20 protein-coding genes are annotated in these 19,456 nt (G+C 60.0%); 10 read left to right on the top strand and 10 right to left on the bottom strand.

The window, feature by feature from the left end:
• The first annotated feature begins 291 nt into the window (after window positions 1-291).
• Window positions 292-1,089 (top strand): hypothetical protein, encoded by a 798-nt coding sequence (locus CKW40_RS36985; protein WP_095204614.1) that lies wholly within the window; start codon window positions 292-294, stop codon window positions 1,087-1,089.
• 121 nt (window positions 1,090-1,210) lie between these two features.
• Window positions 1,211-1,498, top strand: a complete 288-nt coding sequence (locus CKW40_RS44925; protein WP_095204613.1) for a PilZ domain-containing protein — start codon at window positions 1,211-1,213, stop codon at window positions 1,496-1,498.
• Between the two features lie 593 nt (window positions 1,499-2,091).
• On the opposite strand, the gene CKW40_RS46210 is transcribed toward CKW40_RS44925, so the two are convergent.
• On the bottom strand, window positions 2,092-2,220 hold the full coding sequence (locus CKW40_RS46210) for a Y4lK-related protein (protein ID WP_500684304.1): 129 nt from the start codon (window positions 2,218-2,220) through the stop codon (window positions 2,092-2,094).
• Window positions 2,221-2,599: 379 nt separating this feature from the next.
• On the opposite strand from CKW40_RS46210, the gene CKW40_RS36970 reads away from it, so the two are divergent.
• Together CKW40_RS36970 and CKW40_RS36965 are read left to right on the top strand one after the other, a co-directional pair.
• Window positions 2,600-3,337 (top strand): antitoxin Xre/MbcA/ParS-like domain-containing protein, encoded by a 738-nt coding sequence (locus tag CKW40_RS36970; protein WP_095204611.1) that lies wholly within the window; start codon window positions 2,600-2,602, stop codon window positions 3,335-3,337.
• 367 nt (window positions 3,338-3,704) lie between these two features.
• On the top strand, window positions 3,705-4,862 hold the full coding sequence (locus CKW40_RS36965) for a porin (RefSeq protein WP_095204610.1): 1,158 nt from the start codon (window positions 3,705-3,707) through the stop codon (window positions 4,860-4,862).
• 111 nt (window positions 4,863-4,973) lie between these two features.
• On the opposite strand, the gene CKW40_RS36960 is transcribed toward CKW40_RS36965, so the two are convergent.
• Together CKW40_RS36960 and CKW40_RS36950 are read right to left on the bottom strand one after the other, a co-directional pair.
• Window positions 4,974-5,369, bottom strand: coding sequence for a hypothetical protein (locus CKW40_RS36960; protein ID WP_095204609.1), 396 nt, complete (start codon window positions 5,367-5,369; stop codon window positions 4,974-4,976).
• 575 nt (window positions 5,370-5,944) lie between these two features.
• Entirely contained in the window at window positions 5,945-6,202 is a 258-nt protein-coding gene (locus CKW40_RS36950) for a hypothetical protein (protein ID WP_095204608.1), read from the bottom strand.
• Window positions 6,203-6,485: 283 nt separating this feature from the next.
• On the opposite strand from CKW40_RS36950, the gene CKW40_RS36945 reads away from it, so the two are divergent.
• Window positions 6,486-6,926 carry a Ros/MucR family transcriptional regulator gene (locus CKW40_RS36945; protein ID WP_095204607.1) on the top strand — a complete coding sequence of 147 codons (441 nt, stop codon included), beginning with the start codon at window positions 6,486-6,488 and terminating at the stop codon, window positions 6,924-6,926.
• A 193-nt stretch (window positions 6,927-7,119) separates the two neighbouring features.
• Here the strand turns inward: CKW40_RS36945 and CKW40_RS46080 are convergent, their stop codons facing one another.
• Window positions 7,120-7,245 carry a DUF2958 domain-containing protein gene (locus CKW40_RS46080; RefSeq protein WP_439331030.1) on the bottom strand — a complete coding sequence of 42 codons (126 nt, stop codon included), beginning with the start codon at window positions 7,243-7,245 and terminating at the stop codon, window positions 7,120-7,122.
• 184 nt (window positions 7,246-7,429) lie between these two features.
• Between CKW40_RS46080 and CKW40_RS44145 the strand changes: the two genes are divergently transcribed.
• On the top strand, window positions 7,430-7,903 hold the full coding sequence (locus tag CKW40_RS44145) for a transposase (RefSeq protein ID WP_244571440.1): 474 nt from the start codon (window positions 7,430-7,432) through the stop codon (window positions 7,901-7,903).
• A 153-nt stretch (window positions 7,904-8,056) separates the two neighbouring features.
• The gene (locus tag CKW40_RS36930; RefSeq protein WP_095204606.1) at window positions 8,057-8,518 is read left to right on the top strand and encodes a phasin; all 462 of its coding nucleotides are present in this window, start codon (window positions 8,057-8,059) and stop codon (window positions 8,516-8,518) included.
• A 355-nt stretch (window positions 8,519-8,873) separates the two neighbouring features.
• On the opposite strand, the gene CKW40_RS36920 is transcribed toward CKW40_RS36930, so the two are convergent.
• On the bottom strand, window positions 8,874-9,083 hold the full coding sequence (locus CKW40_RS36920; protein ID WP_095204604.1) for a hypothetical protein: 210 nt from the start codon (window positions 9,081-9,083) through the stop codon (window positions 8,874-8,876).
• A gap of 550 nt (window positions 9,084-9,633) precedes the next feature.
• A complete protein-coding gene (locus CKW40_RS36910; RefSeq protein ID WP_095204603.1) occupies window positions 9,634-10,707 on the bottom strand; it encodes an alpha/beta hydrolase family protein in 1,074 nt (357 codons plus the stop codon).
• Between the two features lie 347 nt (window positions 10,708-11,054).
• On the opposite strand from CKW40_RS36910, the gene CKW40_RS44140 reads away from it, so the two are divergent.
• On the top strand, window positions 11,055-11,228 hold the full coding sequence (locus tag CKW40_RS44140) for a hypothetical protein (RefSeq protein ID WP_179298248.1): 174 nt from the start codon (window positions 11,055-11,057) through the stop codon (window positions 11,226-11,228).
• A 65-nt stretch (window positions 11,229-11,293) separates the two neighbouring features.
• Here the strand turns inward: CKW40_RS44140 and queE are convergent, their stop codons facing one another.
• The 4 genes from queE to CKW40_RS36885 form a co-directional block, all read right to left on the bottom strand.
• Complete coding sequence (gene queE, locus CKW40_RS36900) at window positions 11,294-12,031, bottom strand: 7-carboxy-7-deazaguanine synthase QueE (protein WP_095204601.1); 738 nt, start codon at window positions 12,029-12,031, stop codon at window positions 11,294-11,296.
• Window positions 12,028-12,384 carry a 6-carboxytetrahydropterin synthase QueD gene (queD, locus tag CKW40_RS36895; RefSeq protein ID WP_095204600.1) on the bottom strand — a complete coding sequence of 119 codons (357 nt, stop codon included), beginning with the start codon at window positions 12,382-12,384 and terminating at the stop codon, window positions 12,028-12,030. Before queD ends, queE begins: the two co-directional genes overlap by 4 nt.
• Entirely contained in the window at window positions 12,384-13,082 is a 699-nt protein-coding gene (gene queC, locus CKW40_RS36890; protein WP_095204599.1) for a 7-cyano-7-deazaguanine synthase QueC, read from the bottom strand. The genes queD and queC overlap by 1 nt, the downstream gene beginning before the upstream one ends.
• Window positions 13,083-13,366: 284 nt before the next feature.
• Window positions 13,367-16,615: an AAA family ATPase gene (locus CKW40_RS36885; RefSeq protein ID WP_095204619.1), complete on the bottom strand. Its 3,249-nt coding sequence runs from the start codon at window positions 16,613-16,615 to the stop codon at window positions 13,367-13,369.
• 57 nt (window positions 16,616-16,672) lie between these two features.
• Here CKW40_RS36885 and traD point away from each other — a divergent pair, with 57 nt between their 5' ends.
• Both traD and CKW40_RS36875 read left to right on the top strand, forming a co-directional pair.
• Entirely contained in the window at window positions 16,673-17,380 is a 708-nt protein-coding gene (traD, locus tag CKW40_RS36880; protein ID WP_244571439.1) for a conjugal transfer protein TraD, read from the top strand.
• Between the two features lie 18 nt (window positions 17,381-17,398).
• Window positions 17,399-19,456, top strand: a complete 2,058-nt coding sequence (locus CKW40_RS36875; RefSeq protein ID WP_095204597.1) for a type IV secretory system conjugative DNA transfer family protein — start codon at window positions 17,399-17,401, stop codon at window positions 19,454-19,456.

Below are 19,456 nucleotides of genomic sequence, written 5' to 3'. Positions count from 1 at the left end.
CAAACCGGCCGACCTCAACCCGCAAACCCCCGCCTTCCATCACGACGGATCATCGCCGGCGCCCGACGAGGCTTGTCAAAATGCACTCCGAGGGCGGCCAGATCGCCGATGCAGGCCGCCGAAAGCCGATCGCCGTGCATCAAGCGGGCTAGGTGCATATGCTGTCTACAGTAGCGTCGTGTCCAATACCTTCAGCAACGTCACCGGCGTTGGCTTCAACGCCCAGCCCAGCAAGTCCAATCAGGTGGTTCTGGGCGATGGCAACATCGTCGAAGTCTCCACCACCGGCATTTGCATGTCGGCGCAGGCGTCTCCACCACCGGTGCAATCTCCGCCACCAACGGTTACATCAGCAACAAGCTTGGCATCGGCACCTCAAGCCCCAGCGGCACCCTGCACGTCTATGGTGCCACCAGTAGCAGCATTTACATTGGTCGCGCCGGGGCACCCAATACCTACGGCGTCATCGACTACCCGGGCTCAGCCATGGTCGTGGGCACCAACGGCGCCGATGGCTTGGTCTTGCGCACGAACGGCACCACGCGCCTAAGCGTCGATGCCACCGGCTACTTCAGCGCGAACGGCAACATGGGTATCGGCGGCATGATCGGCTACATCCCGTCGACCACCCTCCACGTCTCCGGCACCATCCGCATCGCCAACGGCGGAGAAACCTGCGACACCAACCGTTCCGGCGCCATCCGCTACAACGGCACCGCCTTCCAGGTCTGCTACGGCACCGGCGGCTGGGCCAACCTCGCCGATGCTTCCTCCACCGTCGCCACCGCCGACCGTATCACCTCCGGCACCGCCCAGGTCATTGCCAACGGCAACAGCGGATATGTCTCCCTCACAAACGGCGCCAGCACCTGGGGTTACCTGGGCGTCAGCCAGACCTATTTGGGCGCCGCCAATTTCGGCGGCAAGGTGGGCATAGGGACCGTTACTCCCGCGGTTGCTCTGGAAATCTCCGGCACCGTCTCCGCCACCGTCCTGCAACTGGCGGATGGCCCCGCCATCACCTGCGGCCCATCCACCTACGGCACCATGAAGATGGTCAACGGCCGTCCTTATTACTGCCGCCAGTAGAACAGTTTTAGGCGACTTTCCACTTATTCTGTGAATAAGCGGCTCATGGCTTGCCGACCACGCCGAACGAACGTAAAGACGCGCGTGCGGCAATCCGACGTTACTCGTCCATGGGTGTTTTATGCGCAGCGGTGAAGACTTGCGAAAACAGCGGCGTCGGCGTGTTCTCAAAGGGGCGACGATACTGACAGGTATATCAAAATCAGAGGTCAAGTGCACTGTTCGAAACATGCATTCCAAAGGTGCGGAGTTGCAGGTGTCAATCGAAGCGCGCGTTCCGGATGAATTCCTTCTCTACATCCCGATTGACGGCATAGGCTATAAGTCTGTTGTTAAGTGGCGACGAGCAGACAAGATCGGTGTGATGTTTTTGAGCACAGAACCGAAGCCGCATTGGCACTACGGTTAAGTATAGGTTTTCGAACCAGCCTTAGCTCCATTTTAAAGAGAGTAGTACACCGAGAGTCGTTTGCCCGCTCTTAGCCTTGCAATCGCTCACGAAGGTGCGGTCCATGGCAGTTCCATTGGTTTCGGATTTTGGTAATTGTCGGTTGCGAGGAAGCAGGTCGATGGAACGTTTCAAAGTCGAAGAGATGGACGGCTCAAAGATCGTCCGTAGCGTGTCAGTCGCGGCACAAAGCCATGTTCACGCAGTGGTGAAGGCGATACCGCGCCCCCTCAAGCCTGGTCGCGTACCTGGTGAGCCGTGGATACGCGTTACCGACCCCAGTGGTTCGTCCAGAGAGTTTTCTAGCGGATGCTAGCCCAACCCATGTCACTGCCCTCGCTCGCGAGCAGCTTGATAGTGTTCCTGTTGTGGTATGGAATGCTTACCGTTGGAGGAATGGGAGGTTACGACGTGTTCGAAGATGGCGAATCTGGCCGAAACGGAGACCAGACGTGTATGTTCTGGATCGTCGTAACCGTTTTCGCGATAGCATTCGCCACTTGGTGGACGGTGTAAGGAAAGAAGCCACGTGGGTGGACTGAGCGCACCTTTCCCTACTGTGTTCTCTGATGTTCTGACCAATGCGTCGCTGGCGAGTGGGGTTTTATGTACCGACCAATCGAGCGCAGGTAGGCAATGATCTCCGGTAGCAAAAAGTCACGATCGCCAAACTCTTTGCCTATGCGCTCGAGATTCCCCGGCGGCTGCCACCATCATCGACCATTGGGACACCACCAATCAACTCCCGCAGATGTCTTCCAGTGGCCAAGCTCCGCGGCCGCGCCCGAAGCAAAGCAGCAAGAGTGCAATAGTAAAGGTGCGTCACTCTATAAGGGCATCAAACAACGCGGTCTGTCGTGCATCTGTCACACACCACCCCTACACGCACACTGAGGCGTCCCGCAACTGACATTTCGGGGCAGCCAGTTGGGGTATGAAAAAATGCAAGACAGCTGCCTGTCAGGTCGCTGTGTCTATGGTCGTTACCATTCCGTCTGCCTGCTGTAGCCTTTCAACCGGCTACAGTTGGGGACGAGCGCGCGTGGCCGGCAAGTGAGATACATGACCAGATTTCCAAATCCGATGGTTGGGATATCCCACGAAGCCTTGGCGGGTCTGGTGGGCGAGGCGGTGCAACAGGCATTGACGCAGCATGGTGTCCTGCTTGACGCCGAGGCGCTCGTTTCCGTCAGCGCGATTGCGGGCAGTGTGGCCGCCGCCCTGCCCTTCCTGCCGCAGGCACAGTCGCTCGCGATCGGCTCTTTCAAGGGCGACTTGACTGCGCTCGCCTCCGAGTTCTTCCGCACGATGGCAAACAAGATCGCGCACAGCCACCCCGCCGAAGCGGACTACGCTTCGGGGAGGCCAGCGCCGGCGGCCGGACCCGGCCAGCCTGCGTTCCAACACGTTGCCGAGGGAGCCGCAGAGCTCCAATCGATGGTGATCGAGGACTGGGCGGGCGGAGTTGCCGGATCGACCTATTTGGAAGAGAAGCTCCGCATCCCGCGCTCCACGCTTCATCGCTGGCAAAGGCGCAACGAAGTCATTGCCTTGCGCAAGGGCGGCCGCAAGCATGTCTTCCCGCTGGCCCAGTTCATCGATGGCAGGCCGGCGCTAGGGATCAGTGAGGTGCTGTCCCTCATTCCCAATCCAAGGCTGGCCTGGTTTTGGTTGGCCCGCCCTTCGCCAGATCTCGACGGTCGCATTCCCATTGAAATGCTCAAGCACGACATGGTGCACGAGGTCATACTGGCCGCACGCGACTGTTCATCGACCGGCAGTATCAACTCTTCAGTTTGACGTTCTGATTTTCAAATCGATTAGATTGCAATTGTAATACCGGTTTACTTGGCGAGTAACATCTCGTTGTAAAACAGTCATAAATAGAATCAACTCAGGCTAGTCCACGTTTCGTTTGTACATCTTGTGCAATATGTGCCGAATTATGGCATATATTCGTGATATTCCTGCAACAATACTTCTTAAAAAGCCAAAGAGCCGCTTTCCAGTTTCAATCTCCGTTTGTGCACTGCAGCGAAGTCGGCCATGTCGAGCGCGAAGAAGCCGCACGGTGCGCGACTTTTTCAACGATGAGGACGGGGGTGGCAGGAAAGCCCAAGTGACCTGCCGAAGCCTGTCCTGAACCTTTGACTGGAGATTCAAGAAAATGAACATCAAGAGCCTTCTTCTCGGCTCCGCTGCGACCCTGATCGCAGTTTCCGGCGCCCGCGCCGCCGATGCGGTCGTCGTCGCCGAGCCGGAACCGGCCGAATACGTCAAGATCTGCGACGTCTATGGCGCAGGTTACTTCTACATTCCCGGCACCGAGACCTGCCTGCGCATCGGCGGCTATATCCGCTATGACGCCGGCGTGGGCGACATCGGCACGTTCGATGGCGCTAAGACCACCGACGTGCAAAACGGCAGCGAGAACAGCACCTGGTTTAAGAACACCCGCTTCACGTTGAAGACCTGGACCGGCCAGGAAACCGAGCTCGGCACGTTGAAGACCTACACCGAAACGCGCTTTAATTTCGGTGACAAAAACCTTGTCACTGATGCGCGCGGTAACGTCGACAGCAATCCCGCCGCCAACAAGCCGGTCGACCTGCATTTCGCGTGGATCCAGCTCGGCGGCCTGCGCGTCGGTAAGGATGAGACACCCTACGACGCGTTCATCGGCTATGCCGGCAATGTCATCCAGGACACGATCATCCCGTACGGGATCAAGGACACCAACGTCGTCAGCTACTACTTCGACGCTGGCAGCGGCTTCTCGGGCGTTGTCTCGCTGGAAGAAGGCTCCGGCGCCAACACGATCGACAGCTATGTTCCGCATGTCGTCGGCGGCTTGAAGTACAAGGCCGACTGGGGTGCGATCACCGGCGTTGTCGCCTATGACAGCAACTACGAGGAAGTGGCCGGCAAGGTTCGTTTGGACGTCAACGTCAGCAAGGAACTGTCGCTGTTCGTCATGGGCGGCTACGGCACCGACAACAACCTCACCGACCCCACCAACGCCGTCAACGCTCATGGCCGCGGCTTCTACAAGCCGTGGGGCGGCAACTGGGCCGTCTGGGGCGGTGGCACCTACAAGTTCAATGCCAAGACAGCGTTCAACGTCCAGGCTTCGGCCGATGACGACAAGAACATCGCTCTGGCTGCGAATGTCGCCTACACCATCGTTCCGGGCTTCACGATCACGACCGAAGTCGACTGGGACCATTTCGGTCACTTCGACGATGGCACTCCGTTCGGCAACTTCACCAAGGCCGACAAGAAGGATAGCGTTGGCGGCATCGTCCGTTTCCAGCGCAACTTCTGATCGAACCCCAGCCGATCAGAAGGGAAAGGCCCGCGACGTCGTCGCGGGCCTTTTTGTTTCGCCGAAAGCTGCCGTACCGACGCGAATGTGCCCTCCCGTAAGAAGCAACGCTCAGCCGGCTGGGAACGGGGCGAAGTGACCCGAGCCACGAAGCCTCGCGAGCAGGGTGATGGCCGTTCCGCGGTGGTCACCCCTCGCCTGCTCACTTAGCGGCGACGCATCCCAGGCAGCCAATTCTGCCACCAAAAGGGCTGTGTCTCCGTTGATCGAGGCGCATCTAAGCTGTCCGCTCTTCTCCATTACGATTATCGCTGTGCCGGTTTCGCCATACCCAATCCCAGCCATCCGCTGAACGCAGATATCACCGTCGACACGTACATCGAATAGAACCGCTCCTGCGGTTTTCTCCGCAGCGTCAGCCACACGATCACCGAACGGTTGATGCAGGCCCTCGCGATTGCCGAACGACTGCTCAAACAACGCCAATTCAACATGCTCCGCCACCATGGTAGCCAGGGTGCGCGCCGGCTGGCGTAATCCGCAATAGGCCAGGCCCAATTATCCACATCCCAGCCGCCGTCCCGCAGCCGCTGCGACCTCGCAGCTGCGCTCCTGGCCGGCGCCACCTTCGCCTGTCCGCCTCATGCCAAGCGCCTTATCATCGCTAAAGTAGCCGAAGTTAAATTTAGAGCGTTTCGGCTTGCCGGAAATTAGGGTCTCCGAGGATAGACCAGCATGGCTTTTGGGGTGCTGCAGGGAAGACTAATGCGTGGACGTGGATTGATTAGAGCGTTGCGCCAGGACGACGCTCGACAGGTGCGCGCGCGCATTGCCGAACTGGAGCTCGACCTCATGACGACCGCACCTTTGGGACGCCATCGACGTTTCGAAGCCGGACATGAACTTCGCAGGGCGAAGCTTCGCCTGGAGAAGCTCGAGGAATGCATGGGCGAACTATCGGAGAGCTCCGGACGATAGCGGAAGCTTCACCGCTCTTCGTCCGAGCCCCCGTCCGCGCATTTGGGTCGATCAACTGGCAAAGAATTCGTGCCGATTCTAGGAGTACTTTTGCGGCAAGGATTTCAAAAGCCGCTTGGATCCCGTAGAGTCAGCAGCCACACCACACGATCGAGATGGCAGCGAACCGCGTCGCGGGCGCGAACTGGCTCGTCCCACGGGTCGATTCCCAATATCTCCACCATCTCTTCTATGCTGGCTTCGTCGAACCACGCCCCCAGGAGCTTCAAATAGATGGGCTGATGCTCTCGACCGTAAGCAGTTAGGTGGTCCGACCAAAGGATATAGATAGAAACAGCAGACGCTTTATTAGGAATTTGCAATCTATACTCCGTGATATCTCGCTTTGCATAACCTCAGACCCCGCCTTTGACGCCCTTAGCCTATCGTCAATTGAGGCAAGTGCAACATTCTTTGGTCCCGCACTAACCGGGAGGTTGGTTTGGCGTGGCTACGCTTTGCCACCAAACGAAAGTTCGCTTTTCCCCTGCGTCATACAGAAAAGCCAAATATCCGACTTGATTGGAGAAAATCCAAATGGCATAGGTTGGGCGCATATCGTCTCTTTGACGGATATGAGAATATGGTGATTGAAGGAGCACGTCGATGCCCGGGGAACCAAACAATAATATGATTGAACTTACTGCCGATATCGTTGCCGCCTATGTCCAAAAGAACGCTGTTCCAGTGTCCGGATTGTCGGATTTGATCGCGAGCGTGAATTCGGCATTGTCGAATATTAGCCCGCCATCTCCCATAGTAGAACCCCCGCCCAAGCCGGCAGTTAACCCCAAAAGGTCGGTGTTTCCGGACTACATCATCAGCCTCGAGGACGGTAAGAAATACAAGTCGCTTAAACGCCATCTTGCGACCAGTCATGGGCTGACGCCTGATGAATACCGGGCGAAATGGGGATTGGCGAAGGACTATCCAATGGTGGCGCCGAGTTATTCGGCGACCCGTTCGGCTTTGGCCAAGTCGCTAGGCTTGGGAAGGAAGCCGTTTCCAGCCAAGAAACCTGCGACGAAACGTAAGGCCAGGGCCTGAGGTCTAGCCGCTATCGCATTCGGCACTCAACGCCACCCGTAAGGATGGCGTTGAGCATCGTGACGAACGTCACACCTGGATGCGGCCGAGGCGATGGAGCCCCGCTGGCATAGGCCGACAGCGGCCTGTCCGGCCTGAAATACAGGTCACGCTCGAACTAGGCGGCCACGAACGGCAGCGAGCTCTGAGAGGCTCAGACTACCGATCTCCGGGCCGCTAAGCCAAGGTCACAAAGACCAAATGCGTGGTCCGGGTCATCCGGATCGATTTCGGTCAGAAGCCAGGTCGCGCCGGCATCCCGCGTGAACAGTTTGACCACGGGGACGAAGTCGATTTCGTTGCCGGAGCCGCGGAGGCAGTTCGAAGTATCTCGCCTTTGATTTTGATTCACTCGACGCGTTGATTTGCGCGGAGGCAGTGGATGCGGGGACAGGCTGGTCTCTGGGACATTGACGAGCGATATGTCCGGCTGAGCGAGGCCGGCGATCCGCTGGAGAAGCTGAATGCGGTGGTGCCGTGGGAGGTTTTCCCGCAAGCCGCTCGGCAAGGCGCTGAAGCGCTCCGATGGCGCGAAGGGTGGCCAGCCGCCTTACGATCCGGTGATGATGTTCAAGATCATGGTTCTGCAGGCGCTCTACGGCCTGTCTAACGACCAGGCCGAGTTCCAGATCCAGGACCGACAATCCTTCATGCGCTTCCTCGGGCTGGGTCTCGGAGACAGGGTGCCGACGCCAAAACGATCTGGCTGTTCCGGGAGCATCTCACACAGCCGGCGCGGGGGACAACCTGTTCGCCCGTTTCGACAAGCGCCTCAGCAAGGCCGGCTACCTGGAGATGGGCGGGCATTTCGTCGATGCCACCATCGTGGCGGCCCGGAGCGCGCCCGGGAAATTCAAGGCCGGCGCCGGGCCGATGTGAAACCGTTCTCGGCAAAGGCGAGGTCGGCACGCGCCATGACGGCACGTCATGACCCGTAACCCATTCGATCACTGGCACGTCCGCGCGAAGCCGATCTGGAGCGGCCGAGCCGGCACGCCGCACCAGATTGTTGCAGTGCACATACCACTGTCACACATCAGCCCCAATGTGCTGTCGCGGGCGGGAAACATCTTCAAGCGGAGGTTCAAGAAATGTCCAAACCCACTGACAAGTCCAGCGCAACCGAGGCCACCGAATTTGCGGCCTTCGATCCCGGCAAGGCTACCGATCAACTTCGCGCCGTCGCAGACAAGGGCATGGAGCAAACGAACGAGGTGCTTCAAAAATTCAAGTCAGGCGCTGAAGAGACCCAGAAGGCGCTCGAGTCGAGCGCCGAAACGGCGAAGTCGGCCGGCAACGAGCTATCGCTGAAGATGATCGCGGCATTGCGCGCGAACGCCGAAGCTGACTTCTCGCACCTTGAGGCTCTGGCCCGTGTGAAGTCGCTGTCCGAAGTTTTTGAGTTGCACAGGATCTTTCTGCGCAAGCGCCTTGAAATGGGTGTCGAGCAAGTCAAGGACATCCAGGCGCTCACCGCTAGGGCGGCGGCCGACGTATCCAAGCCGGTCAAGGACGCCTTCGCGAAGGCGCTGAAGGGCCTCGAGGCCGCCTAGTTTTCTAGATGATCCAATCAATGTGGGAGCGCTCCTCGATTTCGGGGAGCATCCTGTGTTTTTTACCCATCATTTTGCCGGTCTGGGTCCGATGCGGACCACCTTCCGGCAGGTGTCGCCAAATTCGTTCCTGCCCTCGATCGTGATCGTCCATTCCACTGCCATCGCTGCCTCCTTGAAGAAGCGAAATGCAGCTTGTTGAGTCCAGTGCCGCCTCGGAAGCGTAGCTCTTCGCGGAGAACCGGGTCCGAGAAGATTTCGACGATCGCGCGGCTAATGATCAGATCCTGTTCGATCTGACGCTGATCGGCCCACGGAACGACGTTACCCCATGCAACAATATTTTGAGTCGGAATCACTCGTCCACCTCCGGCCTGCGGCGGACAATGACATGCCATTTGGAATTGCGCTCAATCGGCACTGGCGCAAAATCCGAATCGCGGGCCTCTTTTCTATAATAGACACGCTCACGATATACGCCGTCACCGCCATCAAAGGGCAGGTAGAAATATTCTGGCGGGACCGCAGCCGTTGCGATAGCGAGAATGTTCGGGAACTGTTCCATTGACCCCCCATGTGGCAACGAGAATAACTCTGACAGAGCCTGAGCGGAATGGATTTCGCCTGGTGGCGAAACCATGAAGCGGCCCCAGCGCCGACTTCGGAGATGGGGCTACGGCAGTCGAGGAAGGTTGCCCACCACCCCCGGTAAACGGTCATGGGCCGGTGCCGGAGGCTGCCCCTTCGGTGTTCGAGGCCGGAGATATGCTTATGCCGCCGCCCGAGGTGCCTGTGGCTGATGCCGGGCCATTCGAGCCAATCCATCCAGGCTCGGCATCGGATTGATCTGCAGAAGTGCGAAGCGAGATCCAGTTTAGCATTGATCCCTTGCGCCAGCAGGAATGGGGGATTAAGCGCTGCCAATGACCCGTAATTTCATCGCTCGGGTCTCGAGCAGATATGTTTCGACCCCTGCCACAAGATGCAGGCCTTCTTCAGTGATGGCTGCCCGCGAAAGACCCGGCTGGACGATGCGGACATCGAACTCATATCGGTAGTCCTGCCAGCCCGCCTTTAGCTTCTTGAGGAAAAGCTCGTCGAATCCTCATTATCGCTCAAACTTCGCTAAAGTCGTAGCGAAACCCACGAATATCCCAGAGCTCCGCTAAGGTGGGAGTTTCTTTCAAAAATCGCAGCACCTTCCTGGCTGCGATTATGTTGTAAGGGAAAATCCCAACAGACGAATGTCCACAATTGAGACGCAGGACCTCTGGCGAACGATTGCATTTCGTCAATGTCTCTATCACGCGATCCGTAGCTTCTGGACGTGCGATCGTATCGTTCTTGCCAAGCACGAACATCATATCCAGGTGAGGACGTGTGAGACCCCACGTGTGCATCTCTAGGTTAATTCGATCCCAAGCGGTTCTCAAATCCTCGAGTGACATGACTGGTTCAATACGACCACGTAACGACTTCATGGTCTCCGCAGTCCAAACAAGATCAGCAGGGCTCATTGGCGATACCATGAGAACCGCTTTATCAACCTTCTCTTCCTGGCTAGCGATCAGACCAGCAACCGTGCCACCTAAGCACATGCCCACAACGGAGATTTTATAATACCCCTTACTACAAAGCCAACGAACAATCTTACGGCCATCCAATACCGCCTGTCTCATCGACCGGACGGTACGTCCCAAACTCGCATTAAAAAAATTTTCCTCGGAATAGTCGTCGGAACCGCGGCTAAAGTGATAGGGAAGGGTCGCCTCAATAACTGTTATGCCTCTTGCAGCAAAGAACTTGGCGAATGCAGTGTAACGGTTACGCGCGTACCAATGATGAAACACAACAAGTGCATGACCTTTCGAGCCGCTGTCGGTAACTAGGCATTCAAATGTATTGTTTTCTCCATCTGCAGTTGTAATATCAGACTGAAAAGTAACACTATTTTCTTCTTCTCTTAACGGCTTAGGAGGCAAGATCGGGGAGAAAAACAGTTCCCCCTCGGAAATCTCCCTGAACGCCAATTCACCACCGCTAGCATATTTGTCCTCTGCCTCGTTAACTGCGAACGCCAAAGAGGTGTCATAACCAAACCCTATGGACCTGTGATCGATACGCTTCTGGCGTTGTAGTGACCTCAAGATGTGCTTGCGATCATGACGGCGCGCTAGATAACGAAACATATTTCTCTCCCATTTCTTGCAGATTGGAAACAGAATTTCATCATAAAATCAATGCTGAAGTCCCACTGCCGTACTATCCTGCCTCTACCGTAAGACCGTAAGCGACCGCCGGCAGCCATTCCCAAAGATCGCCGGGATTGCCCGTTGTGTGATCAGCCCATTTTCCCTGAGCTTCATCCACTCGACAAAGGCGCGGCTGGACATCTCTCCACGCGGCGGACAACGCCCGCAGAACGCTTCCCAACCTCACCATCGCGTGGTGCAGAGGAAAGGAGCGTTGGTCACGGCTTCAGCCTGGCCCCTTCCGTTTGCCGTGCGGACAGACGTTCCGTTTCGGCCTGTCGCGCATGTTCGCGTTCGCCCTCGCGCGCTGTCGCGTAAAGCTTGCCGGCAACGTCCAGCGCGCTTTGTTGCGTCTTTGGAACGGAAGCATGCTCAACGGCGGCGCCAGCGGTCGAGGCGCGCAGCAATGCGCGCGCTCCATCGACCGGTTGCCGGAAAATTTGCAACAGGAAACATGAGTATCAGCGCCAAGCCAGAGGCGCCTGATCGGCCAGACGCATTCCAGCTACCAGCACTGCCGGGGCTAGACGCCCCTTTTGTTGCCCCAGAGCAGAACATGAAGCTGCGGCAGGACGCGCGCCTCAAACCATCTGTCGCGGATCACCGTTTCCACCAGCCATTCCATGCGTTTCATGATGCCATCCATGTCAATGAACGCTTCTTCGTCGTCAGGGCGCGGCGGCGTGTGATTGCCAGGCTGCAGATACACGGGCAGTTGCGGATAACGCGCGGCGGCATCCTTGGCATAGGCATAGTCTCTTTCGTCGAACACGACGAGCTTGAGCACGATTTGCGGCTTATCCCGCGCCGCCTCGACGCACGCCTCGAACGCAGCCCAATCGGTCGTCATTTCGCTTGATGGCGGCTTTGGGCTTAGAACCAGGACATCGAGCTCGGCAAACCAGTTCCTGGCGACGGAACCTTGGGTTTCCAATGCAAAGCGGTAGCCTTTACGATGTCCGTATTCGATCAGCGCGCCGAGCGGCTGGATGGCCGGATTGCCGCCTGACAGCGACACCATCACCGGTCTGCCACCCGACAGCGCATTGACTTCTTGCCAGATCGCGTCTGTGGACATGGTCTTCCATTCATGGCGGAAGCGATTTTCCACGGCATGCAGGCTGTCGCACCAGGAACAGCGATAATCGCATCCGCCCGTTCGAACGAAAACCGTCGGCAAGCCGACCAGCACGCCTTCGCCCTGGATGGTCGGGCCGAAGATTTCGCTCACGCGGATTCCGGAATCCAACGTTGAGCTCATGGCCGGTATTCCGCCCAGGTTTTCGGTGTCTCGCTCACCCGCACAGCGGAAGTTTCCGGTAGCAGTCTCTTGCACCACTCGTAGAAGTGTTTGGCGAGACATTCCGCTGTGGCTTGGTCATGCCCCAGCACGTCGTTCAGATGACGATGGTCGAATGTCTCGTCAATGTAATGCTTGAGTACGGCGAGGTCATGATAGTCGCGCACAAAGCCATGTTCGTCCAGTTCGCCACCTGAAAGCTCCACCACGACGATATAGTTGTGGCCATGTAGACGCGCGCACTGATGACCAGGTGGCAGGGAGGTGAGCTGATGCGAGGCCGAGAAGTGGAACTCTTTGGTAATGCGGAACATCACGCGCTCCTTGTCTGGATGGCGTTGAGCCAGAAGTCCGCATCCTCATAGTCTGTCGGGTCGGCAATGCCGGCCAAATTGAATGCTTCACGCCGTTCGACGCATGTGCCGCAGCGACCGCAGTGACGTTCGCCGCCCTTATAGCAGGACCACGTCGCCTCGAACGGCGTATCGTACCTTGCCCCCTCGCTGACGATGTCGGCCTTCGACATATTCACATAGGGAGCGTAAAGGCGGATATCGGCGTAGCCGGCGAGCGCCTGGTTCTGCATCGTCTGAAAGGCATCGACAAAAGCGGGCCGGCAATCGGGATAGATGAAATGATCTCCGCCGTGGACGGCAATGGCCACCGCGTCGGCCTGCTGCACGGCGGCAACCCCGAAGGCGATAGCCAACATAATGGCGTTCCTGTTCGGCACCACGGTGATCCTCATGGAGTCTTCGGCATAATGTCCGTCGGGCACGTCCACAGTGTCAGTCAGCGCCGAGCCGCTCAGGTTGCGGCCGACATCGCCGATATCGACGATCTGGTGCCGAACACCCAGCCGTTTGGCGCACATAGAGGCAAAGCCGAGTTCCTTTTTGTGCCTCTGGCCGTAATCGAACGAAAGCAGGCCAATGAGTTTCTGCTCGGTTGCCACCCTGTGAGCGAGCGAAACAGAGTCCAATCCGCCGGAGCAGATGACGAGGGCATTCATGGTTTGGGTCCTTGTTTTGACCGGGTAAGGCTGCGACCGGAGATTTCTCTGCGCTCCCAGTACTCCAAGGGGTCGGCTTTGTGAATGGGAAGGGATTCGATTTAACGCAATGATTGTGCCGCTCGAGCCCAAACGGTAGTGCTGCGCAAATTGTCCTTTATGCGCGGTTGGGTGGCCGACAAGCGCAAGCAGCTGGGATTGACGGTGTCCCCGTTACCGTTGATAGCGCGGCAGAGACGCCCCTGGCCACGGACCTTGAAGCCGGCTACTGGCTGACACATTCCCTACTGCTTCAGCCGTGTCGACTGGGATTCTCGCGCACCAAGACGCTCGCTTTCGGCGATTCGCGCCATCTCGCGCTCGCCGCTACGAGCAGCGGCGTAAAACTTGGTGGCCTGGTCGAGCGAGGCCTGCGCCGATTTCGGCACCGATGGGTGCTCGAACGGCTTGCGAGCGGCGGAAGCGCGCAACATGGCGCGGGCGCCGTCCTCGCCGAAGCGGGCTTTGACCCCCTTGGCAAAACCCGCGACCTCACGTGCGATGTCGGGATCGGCCGACAGCGTCTTGACGGCCTCGGCGCGCCTGTTGTCGCCCTTCGCCGCAGCCACCTTGCCAAGTGCCTGCCTGGCGCCAGCAGAGAGGTTCGCAACCGGGGTGGCGTCCGCCTTCATCTGCTGTTCGACGCTCCCGCGATAATCCTGGGCGGCCCGGACCTCGGCTTGCGCCTCGCGGGTGATGTTAGGCCCGATCGCCGCGGCGGCCCGGACCGCCCCCTCACGTTCCTCGCGGGCTTTGGCCCCGGCAAAGAAGCCCTCGCGGCCACGCAATTCGCCGAGCTGGGCTGGATCGGAGGCGAGACGCCGCGCAGCACTCGTGGCGCCGTCGCGTGCGATGATCTGGCCGAGCCGCGCCGTGGCGGCCTTCGGATCGCGATAGGCTGTCTGGAGGTAGATCGTGCGGCCAGTCCGCTCGCGCTGCACCTGGGCATCCCCCGAAACAGCGGCGGCCACGCTCCTGTCGTCAAGGCCGCGCCCGAGACTGTCGCGGAAAATGCCGTCGGCGCCCTGCCCGTCGAACGCGGGCACCAAAATGTTGCTTTCGCTCGACCGCGCCGCGTGACTTGCCGCGTGACTTGGCGACTCATTTCCGGGCGACTCATTTCCGGTTGACGGTGCAGCCTCCCTGGTGCGGGCAGGCCGGGCGGCGTCTGCGGTGCGTTCCATCGTTCCCTCCTTGACAGTGGCATCCTTCCGCGCCGCCCCGTCATGACCGGGCGCCTGCGCCAGCCTGGTCCTCTGCTCGGGCGTCAGCTCATCCGCTGTCGCATAAGCCACTGACGCCGACTTGATTTCCTGACGGCCGATCTGGCGTGCCAGCTGCCTGAGATCGCGCGCCGTCTCGGTCGCCACGAACACCTTGGCGCTTTCCCGCTGCCTGGTCAGCGCGACATAGCTCGAGGCCGCCCGCCAGTGATGCGTGTGCATGAGATAGGTGTGATCCAGCGTCTTGCCCTGGCCCTTGTAGATGGTGCCGGCATAGCCGTGCCGAAACCCGGTAAACTCCGATGCGGACCACTCGACCTTTCGCCCCTCCCGACCCGACGCCGCATCGAGCGTCACGCCGATGCGGCCGAAGTTGCGATCGATCTTCGTAATGACGCCGGCATTGCCGTTGTAGATGCCGGCGCCCTTCAGCGTGTCGGTGAACTGCACGCGATCGCCCACGGCAAATGCCGCCTCGCCATGTTTGGTCGTGAAGATAAAATCCTCGCCAAGCTCACCACGCTCGCGGCGCACCGCGCGCATATCCTTGTTCAGCGCATCGACGTCCCTGTTGGTATAGGCGAACACGAACCGCGATGCGTTCGGATCCACCGCCGTATCCTTCGCCCATTGCCCGACCAGCTTTGCCCGCAGTTCCTCCTGCTTCGACGTCCAGATGACGGACTTGTTCCGAGCGAAGGCACGCAAGGCTGCCTCAAACCGCCCGTCGGCCAGATCGCGCGCCGCCTCGCGCTGCCAGTCGACGTTTTGCCGCGTGACCTGCGTGATTTCCGCCGAGCCGTGTTCCTTTTTCAGTTCGGTAAACAGCCCGCCGCGCTCGATCGAACCCAGCTGACGATCGTCGCCGGCCAGAATGATTTTGGCGCCGGAGAGCCGCGCTTCGCGCAACACCTCCCCAGTCACCTTCGCATCCATCATCGCCGCCTCGTCGACCACAACAAGCGTGCGGCGGTCCCACTGCACGCGCCCGTTTTTCAACCGGAACAGCTCGGCATGCACCGTCGAGCTTCTGGAAAACCCCTCCTCCTTCATTGTCTGCGCCACCGCGTTGGTTGGCGCCAGGCCAATCGCCCGGTAGCCCGACGCCTCATGCGCATCGCGAATGGAGCCGAGCGCAAAACTCTTTCCCGTTCCCGCACGCCCCTCGATGATCTTCAGCCCGCCCGATCCGGCCGCGTGCTCGAATGCGGCAAACTGGTCCGGTCGCAACGAACCCGATGCCGCGATGCGCTCCCGAATTCTTCCGCCCAGATCGGCATGCCGCAACGCCCCGACACGACGTCCGTCGGCCAGCGCCTCCCGCTCTTGATCGCGCACCGCGCGCGTCGTCCAGCGTCCAACCCCTTCGCCTGTTTCGCGCTCATGCAGCACCAACACATCCTCGCGCCCCAACACGCCCGCCTTCACCCCGGCTCGCTCGGCATCGTCGCGAATGTGCTTTTTCAAATGCCGGTCGAGATCGTATTCGGAAAAACTCGCCTGGTTGCGCGTCAGAACGGCAAGCACCTTTTCCGGATCGCGCGCCGCCTCCTCGTTGGCCCGCCGGATCTGCTCGGCCCGGACATTCGCCTCGGCATCGACCGCCCGCATCCGCACCGGACCGATATGTTCCTGTGGCACCGCGCTCGTCGCGTCGACCCGGATGCCAAACCCCTGTTCGGCAAAATAGCGGTTCTGGTGATCGCGCCACAATTCCCCCCAAGCCTCACCTTCCGCCACGATTGCCCTGCCGCCGCCACGCTTGATCACAGGATCGAGATCGCGCGCCTTCCTCGCCGCGAACCCGTCCTCGCCGAGCCGCCGTGTCGTGATCAGCAAATGCGCATGATAATTGGCGCGCTCACCCTCGCTCTCCGCCCCATGCGGCGCGTGCACGTCAAGCTGCACCGCCAGCCCCTTCGACACGAAATGTTCTTGCGCGAACGACCGCGCCAGCTCGACCCGGTCGTCATGACCCAGCTCGCTGTTGGCCGGCAGCGCCAGCACGATCTCGCGGGCAAGCTGCGCATCCTTGCGCTTCTCCATGGCCTCCGCCGCATTCCACAGCGCATCGCTCGACGCCAGCTCTGCGGGCGCCCCTTCCGGCAGCAACACCTCATGATGCTCCGGCGCCTCGCGGTGCTTGAAGTAGAAGACTTCGCCGGTGCGCTCCGCCTTGATCGCCTCGCGACCGTTATAGGCCGCCGAGCGCACGGCGCTGCCGCCGTCGGAACGGGAGATGTAACGGGCACGGGCGAAGGCGATAGCCATGTCGCCAGAGTGCCAGCTTCGCGAGAACGGCGCAAGCAAGCATTCAATGAATGCATATTGCGTCTGCAAATATCTGCAACCACGCATCCTCGGACGGCGTCGAAAAAAGAGGCTGGAAATGCCACCGGCGAAAAACGGCTACGCCAAAATGGCAAAACAGTTGACTTGGCGCTCAGGCTTGGCATTCTGCCAATGGGCTTGGGGACAGTGAATCGGAGGATCTCCGTCATGCCCAGAACGTCGCTCGCGGAGCGCATGTCCCGCCTCGAACAGCAAAAGGCACGCCTGGCCGAGCAGGAAGCAAAGATCAGGACCGACGAGCGCAAGCAGCGCACCAAACGGCTGATCGAAGCCGGAACCCTCGTCGAACAGGCCGGATTGCTCGACCTCAATGCCGACGCGCTCTATGGCGCCCTGCTCGCATTGTCGGCGAATGCACAGGACGAAAAGCAAATCACCGCATGGGCGTCGGCCGGAAACAAAGCGCTGGATCGCCAGATGAAGGTCGCCGCTGAAACCGTCGAACCGCTGACCGTCACCTTCCCTGCCGCCTTGCCCACCGCGTTTTCAACGCGTCTGCGCGGCGCCAGCCTGCGCTGGAACAAGGTCCTGCAGCACTGGGAAGGTCTGGCCGATCACGCGAGCGTCTGCGCGCTTGCAGCCGAGCATGATGGAACCGTCAGTCGCGTCGCAAAGGGATCGGGCCGTAATTCAATCGCTCACGATCCCGGCACCGCGCCGGCCAAACGAGCCGAACGCTCATAAGCCGGGCTCACCACAAAAATGCTCGGGCGCATCTCATACGATCTGGTCAAGACGGCATTCAAGGCGGCACTCGCGATCCTGCCGCTCGTCATCTGGTATCCCGCCTGGCGCTACACCCATGCGCTGTGGGCCGACCTTATGCTCGGCTGGTACCAGGACGGCCTTGCGCCGTCGTCCTTCTTCTACCAATTCGCCTATGCCGCCTGGCCATCGGTCGCGCTCTCGGGTCCCGCGCTGGCCATGGCGGCAGCTCTCCTGTTGCGGCGATCCGGATTGGCGCTGCCGGCAACGGCCATCGCCGGCGTCGTCGGCATGGCGGTTGCTACCGGGTTGACGGTGTGGCCAGAAGCGACGCGACTGCTTTCCTACCGTCCCGCCTCCGCCTGGTCCGACATCTTGCGCATCGCCGACATGGCGATCTTCTACGCCGGCGTCGTCGGCTTTCTCGCCACCGTCGCCGGCGTGCGCGCGCTGATCGGCAAGTCACTGCGCGGTCCAGGGATAAAAAAACCGGTCGAGCGGGCCACCTCCGATACTTTCGGCCATGCCGACTGGATGGATATTTCTGAAGCGCAGAACCTGTTCCGCGAAACACCACTGTCTGGATCGCAAAGGGGTCGAAACAAAATTGGCGGCGTCGTCATCGGCGAAGCCTACCGCGTCGATCAGGACGCGCCGGCGAGGCGCGGCAGACAATTCGATCCGCGTGATCGCGCCACCTGGGGCAAGGGCGGCAAGGCGCCGCTGCTCAGCTTCGACCTGTCATGGGGCGGCACCCACGGCCTCGTCTTCGCCGGCTCCGGATCCTACAAGACCGTCTCCGTCTGCGTGCCGACGATGCTTGGCTATCGCGGCCCGATCGTCACCCTCGATCCCTCCGCCGAACTCGCCCCGATGCTGACCGGGGCGCGCACCGCGATGGGACGGCGTGTCGTCTCGATCGATCCGCTCAAGGGCACCGGCGCCTTCAACGCGCTCGACTGGCTGAAGAAGGACTCGCCCCTGATCGATGGCGACATCCGCGCCGTCGTCGATTGGGTCTGTGGCGAAAGATCCGCCGCGACCCGCGACACCCATGCATCGTCCGGCAAGGCCTTCTTCGAAGGCCGCGGCAAGGCGATCGTCGAAACGTTGCTCTCCGACATCGTCTTCGACAACAACCTCGCCGAGGCCAAACGCAACCTCGTCACATTGGCCGAACGCCTCGCTCTTCCGGAGAAAAAGATGCGGGCAGAACTCGAGCGCATTCATGAACAGTCGTCCTCGCATCGCGGAAAACATCTCGCCGGTCAGCTGATGGGCCTCGTCGCCGAAACCTTTTCCGGCGTCTACGGCAACATGAGCGAGCAGACCGAATGGCTCGCCAATCCCGCCTACGCAAGACTGGTCTCCGGCAACAGTTTTGCCACCGCCGACCTCGTCGCCGGCAATCTCGACCTTTTCGTCAACATCCCGATGAAGGTGCTGGAATCGACGCCGGCGCTTGCCCGCGTCGTCGTCGGAGCGCTGCTCAACGCCGTCTATGAGGCCGACGGTTCCTTGCCCGGCGGCAGGATCGTCTTCCTGCTCGATGAGGTGGCGCGGCTGGGTTACATGAACTCGCTGGCGCGCGCCCGCGACGCCGGCCGCAAGTACGGCATCACTCTGGTCATGCTCTACCAGTCCGAAGGCCAGCTGCGCGAGCAGTGGGGTGAAGGCGGCAAGGCCTCCTGGTTCGAGAGCGCCTCATGGCGCTCCTATGCCGCGATCGGTTCGCTCGAACAGGCGCGCGCCGTCTCCGAGGCGCTCGGCGAACATGGCGTGATCTTCAACTCCGAGACAAGAAACCGCGGCAAGAGCGCCAGGCCGCTCGAGATCGGCACCGCCTCGACCGGCGCCTCGGAGCAGAAGTCGGAACGCGGCCGCCGGCTGGCGACCGTTTCCGAAATTCTCGCCGATACCCGCGCCGACGAACAGTTCATCTTCGTCCAGGGACGCAAACCGTTGCGCTGCGGCCGCGCGATCTATTTTCGCCGGCCCGAGATGGTCGCCAAAGTCGCCGCCAACCGCTTCGCGCCCAGCGCGGCGACGAATTGA

The organism is Mesorhizobium carmichaelinearum (assembly GCF_900199455.1).
GTDB lineage: Bacteria > Pseudomonadota > Alphaproteobacteria > Rhizobiales > Rhizobiaceae > Mesorhizobium > Mesorhizobium carmichaelinearum.
Note: the sequence above shows the minus strand (reverse complement) of the source record. Positions and strands in the feature narration are given on the sequence as shown.

Bases quoted from the DNA above. Each gene is read 5' to 3' on its own strand.
- CKW40_RS44925 (WP_095204613.1), top strand. From the start codon at position 1,211: ATGCGCAGCGGTGAAGACTTGCGAAAACAGCGGCGTCGGCGTGTTCTC.
- CKW40_RS36970 (WP_095204611.1), top strand. From the start codon at position 2,600: ATGACCAGATTTCCAAATCCGATGGTTGGGATATCCCACGAAGCCTTG.
- CKW40_RS36965 (WP_095204610.1), top strand. From the start codon at position 3,705: ATGAACATCAAGAGCCTTCTTCTCGGCTCCGCTGCGACCCTGATCGCA.
- CKW40_RS36960 (WP_095204609.1), bottom strand. From the start codon at position 5,369: ATGGTGGCGGAGCATGTTGAATTGGCGTTGTTTGAGCAGTCGTTCGGC.
- CKW40_RS36945 (WP_095204607.1), top strand. From the start codon at position 6,486: ATGCCCGGGGAACCAAACAATAATATGATTGAACTTACTGCCGATATC.
- CKW40_RS44145 (WP_244571440.1), top strand. From the start codon at position 7,430: ATGCGGTGGTGCCGTGGGAGGTTTTCCCGCAAGCCGCTCGGCAAGGCG.
- CKW40_RS36930 (WP_095204606.1), top strand. From the start codon at position 8,057: ATGTCCAAACCCACTGACAAGTCCAGCGCAACCGAGGCCACCGAATTT.
- CKW40_RS36920 (WP_095204604.1), bottom strand. From the start codon at position 9,083: ATGGAACAGTTCCCGAACATTCTCGCTATCGCAACGGCTGCGGTCCCG.
- CKW40_RS36910 (WP_095204603.1), bottom strand. From the start codon at position 10,707: ATGTTTCGTTATCTAGCGCGCCGTCATGATCGCAAGCACATCTTGAGG.
- CKW40_RS44140 (WP_179298248.1), top strand. From the start codon at position 11,055: ATGTTCGCGTTCGCCCTCGCGCGCTGTCGCGTAAAGCTTGCCGGCAAC.
- queE (WP_095204601.1), bottom strand. From the start codon at position 12,031: ATGAGCTCAACGTTGGATTCCGGAATCCGCGTGAGCGAAATCTTCGGC.
- queD (WP_095204600.1), bottom strand. From the start codon at position 12,384: ATGTTCCGCATTACCAAAGAGTTCCACTTCTCGGCCTCGCATCAGCTC.
- queC (WP_095204599.1), bottom strand. From the start codon at position 13,082: ATGAATGCCCTCGTCATCTGCTCCGGCGGATTGGACTCTGTTTCGCTC.
- CKW40_RS36885 (WP_095204619.1), bottom strand. From the start codon at position 16,615: ATGGCTATCGCCTTCGCCCGTGCCCGTTACATCTCCCGTTCCGACGGC.
- CKW40_RS36875 (WP_095204597.1), top strand. From the start codon at position 17,399: ATGCTCGGGCGCATCTCATACGATCTGGTCAAGACGGCATTCAAGGCG.